Raw genomic sequence first — 3,492 nt, forward strand, 5'->3', positions numbered from 1 at the left:
CATCGACGGCTGACCGCGCATCGCGCCAGCGCGGGACCCGCCAGCGCTGACCGCTGTCGGCGAAGGCGTGCTGGTGTCTCGACGTGGTAGATCGTCGATCAGTGTTCGGCGGCTGCGTAGGGTGGTGAACGGAACATGCCCCCGTGCGCCAGTCCCATGGAGAGTGACGATCGATGAGCCGCCGGTTCAACACCGCCGGCCCGTGCCGGCCCGGGATCGACTACATGATCCCGGCGGTGTCGCGGCTGCCGGAGGCACCTGGCCTCATCGACCAGGAGGGCTACTTCGTCGTGCACGCCCCCCGGCAGACGGGCAAGACCACGACGTTGCAGGCGCTCGCCGACGAGCTGACCGCTGCCGGCCGGTACGCGGCGCTGCTGTTCTCCTGTGAGACCGGCCGGGCTACCGGCGACGACTACGGCGCGGCGGCCCGTGCCGTTCTCGACCGGATCCGGGCCGACGCCGAGGACATGCTGCCAGCGGACCTGCGCCCACCGCCGTGGCCACAGGCGTCGGAAGGTACCCTCATCGTCGAAGCGTTTCGGGCCTGGGCGCAGGCCTGCCCACGCCCCCTGGTGCTGTTTCTCGACGAGATCGACGCGCTCCAGGGCCAGACGTTGATCAGCGTCCTCAGCCAGCTCCGCGACGGCTACCGCGGCCGCCCCAACCGTTTTCCCGCCTCAGTCGTGCTGTGCGGCCTGCGCGACGTCCGCGACTATAAAGCAGCCTCCGGCGGTGACTCGTCTCGTTTGGGGACGTCCAGCCCGTTCAACATCAAGTTGGAGTCGTTGCGGCTGGGGGACTTCACCCCGGACGAGGTCGCCGCACTCTACGCCCAGCACACCGCGGACACCGGCCAGGTGTTTACTCCGGACGCGGTGGATCGGGCGGTGGAGCTGACCGCTGGCCAGCCGTGGCTGGTCAACGCGCTGGCCCGTGAAATCGTCGAAAAGATCGCCGTCCCCACCTCCGAATCGATCACTGTTGGTCATGTGGAGCAGGCCAAGGAACGGCTGATCCTGGCGCGGGCGACGCATCTGGACTCGCTGGCCGCGAAACTCGCCGAACACCGGGTCCGCCGCGTCCTCGAACCCGTCCTCGCCGGTACCCTGCCCGAACTCGACCCCTACGACGACGACCTCAGCTACACCCGCGACCTCGGCCTGATCACCCCGAAACTCCCCGTCCGCGTCGCCAACCCCATCTACCACGAAGTCATCGCCCGCGTCCTGACCGCCAACAGCGAAGCCCAGGTCCTCGCCGACCCCCGCGCCTTCGTCCGCTCCGACGGAACCCTCGACTTCGGCCTCCTCCTCCGCGAGTTCGCCGACTTCTGGACCGAACACGCCGACGTCCTCGTCCGCGGCATCGTCTACCACGAAGTCGCCCCCCAGCTGGTCTTCATGGCCTTCCTCCAACGCGTCGTCAATGGCGACGGCCATGTCACCCGCGAATACGGTGTCGGCCGTGGCCGCATCGACCTGCACATCCGCTGGCCCTACACGGCATCGGACGGCAAACGCCACTGGCAACGCGAAGCCATCGAACTCAAGGTCCGCCATCCCGGCGACACCGACCCCCTCCGCCGCGCCCTCACCCAACTCGACAGCTACCTTGACCGCCTCAACCTCCCCACCGGCACCATCGTCATCTTCGACCGCCGCCCCGACGCTCCGCCCGTCCACAAACGCACCCACATCGACACCGTCACCAGCCCCGCCGGCCGCGCCATCACCGTCCTACGAGCGTGACGAAGGCCCGCCCAAGAAGCGCTGACGAGAACAGATCGCGCGGCATTCACACGCGGTGCACTGACCTTTTGAGACCGCGTCTTCGGCCTCACCAGGTGGGCGCCCCGGACTTAGGCCGTGCACTTCCGGAAGATCGATTTTGGTCATGAGCTACGAAAACACCAGCTAAGATCAAATTAGCCAGGCAGCTCGGGATAGCGGCCCGGGGTGGTGACGACGAGGCCGGACTGGGTGCAGGCCATCGCGAGCCGGTCGTCGTAGGTCAGCATCTGGTCGGCGTCCAGGAGGAGCGCCGAGGCCAGGTGGATGGCGTCCAGTGACCGGAGTACCGGTGGCCCGACCCGTCGTGCCAGGCTCACCACCTCGGGTGACAGCGGATGCTCGGCTATTCCGGACAGGGCGGCGTCCGCGTGGACGGTCGCGGACGCCGCGTCGGCGCCGAACCGGGCACGTAGCGCACGGGTCACCTCGATCCACGCCAGCGATGACGACACCAGCAGATCGCCGTCCGCATGATGTCTGTCGACCGCCGCGACCAGGGCCGACGAGTCCGCTTCGGCAACCAGTCGTTTGAGGATCGCGCTGCTGTCCAGGTAGATACGCACGCTTCTACAGCCGGTCGTCGCGGTCGAGCAGGTCGAGGCTGGTCGTGCCTTCGGGCAGGGTGAGCGTGGGCGTGACGCGACGATACGGCGTGCGTGGTGGAAGAACGATCCCCGCGGTGAGCAGTGGCTCCCGGGTGCCGAGCGATGCCGGTCCGCCAGCGGCGAGCGTCCTGAGGTGCCGGTCGACAGCCTCGCGAAGGATCTCCTGCTGCGAACGGCCGGACCGGTCCGCCTCGGCGCGTAGCGCGGCCTCGGCCTCGGGACGGAGACGAAGGTTCACAGCCATAATGATGATGGTACACGGCTGGTACCAGAAGATATACCGTCCAGCCGCCCCAAGCCGCCCGCGAGAGGAGATGCCGTGGGCGTGCTGTGAGGGTGTTCCGGATATCCGGCGATCGGACACCCGGTCACGTGACGTCTGTCCGCGGTTTCAGCCGCTGCCGGGCCAGAGGGAATATCAGAGGATCTGAATCAGCTACTGTGAATCTCATGCGGGTGATGACGGCTTCCGAGGCGTCCCGGATACTTCAGCGCGTTTCTCGACGACGCTGAACACGGTGAGACGATCGTGGTCACCCGTAGCGGCCGGTGCGTCGCTGTGATCATGCCCGCGCCGCAGGGCAACGGTGAGGCGTTGCGGGAGGTCTTCCACCGCTGGGGTGCTCGCGCGGGTGTCGACGACGGGTTCGGGGCCGATGTCGCGGCTGCCCGGGAGGCTTCTTCCGCTGAGTGGGACACCGACCCGTGGCACGACTGATCCTGGACACCGGTGTGCTGGTCGCCGGTGCCGGTGGCCTGTTAGATCTTGCGGTCATGAGTGACGGGGACGACGTCGTCCTACCGGCCCTCGCGCTCGCCGAATACACCGTCGGGGTGCTGCTGGCCTCGGATGAGGCCACTCGCGCCGCGCAACAGGCGTTCCTCACCGACGTGCTCTCCGTGACTCCGGTCGAGGACTACACCCCGGACGTCGCCCGGCATCACGCGCAGCTCCTGGCCCATGTACGCCGTACCGGCGCGCCCCGCGGAGCTCCTGATCTCATCATCGCGGCGACGGCGCGTGCCACGCAGCGGGTACTGGTCACCACTGACAAACCTGCCCGTTTCGACGAGCTGCCCGACGTCGCCACCCG

At 67.9% G+C, this 3,492-nt stretch carries 5 protein-coding genes; 3 read left to right on the plus strand and 2 right to left on the minus strand.

The features are described 5' to 3' along the window. Window positions 1-173 precede the first annotated feature (173 nt). On the plus strand, window positions 174-1,751 hold the full coding sequence (locus AC5LUJ_RS03145) for an AAA family ATPase (protein ID WP_250285728.1): 1,578 nt from the start codon (window positions 174-176) through the stop codon (window positions 1,749-1,751). Between the two features lie 176 nt (window positions 1,752-1,927). On the opposite strand, the gene AC5LUJ_RS03150 is transcribed toward AC5LUJ_RS03145, so the two are convergent. Then, window positions 1,928-2,356, minus strand: coding sequence for a type II toxin-antitoxin system VapC family toxin (locus AC5LUJ_RS03150; RefSeq protein WP_250285729.1), 429 nt, complete (start codon window positions 2,354-2,356; stop codon window positions 1,928-1,930). Between the two features lie 4 nt (window positions 2,357-2,360). Continuing rightward, entirely contained in the window at window positions 2,361-2,636 is a 276-nt protein-coding gene (locus AC5LUJ_RS03155; RefSeq protein ID WP_250285730.1) for a hypothetical protein, read from the minus strand. Window positions 2,637-2,927: 291 nt separating this feature from the next. Between AC5LUJ_RS03155 and AC5LUJ_RS03160 the strand changes: the two genes are divergently transcribed. Then, entirely contained in the window at window positions 2,928-3,116 is a 189-nt protein-coding gene (locus AC5LUJ_RS03160) for a hypothetical protein (RefSeq protein WP_250290886.1), read from the plus strand. After that, window positions 3,104-3,492, plus strand: a 389-nt coding sequence (locus tag AC5LUJ_RS03165) for a type II toxin-antitoxin system VapC family toxin (RefSeq protein WP_493464428.1), incomplete at its 3' end; no start/stop codon positions are given. The genes AC5LUJ_RS03160 and AC5LUJ_RS03165, both read left to right, overlap by 13 nt.

The organism is Protofrankia sp. CiP1_Cm_nod3 (assembly GCF_982290655.1).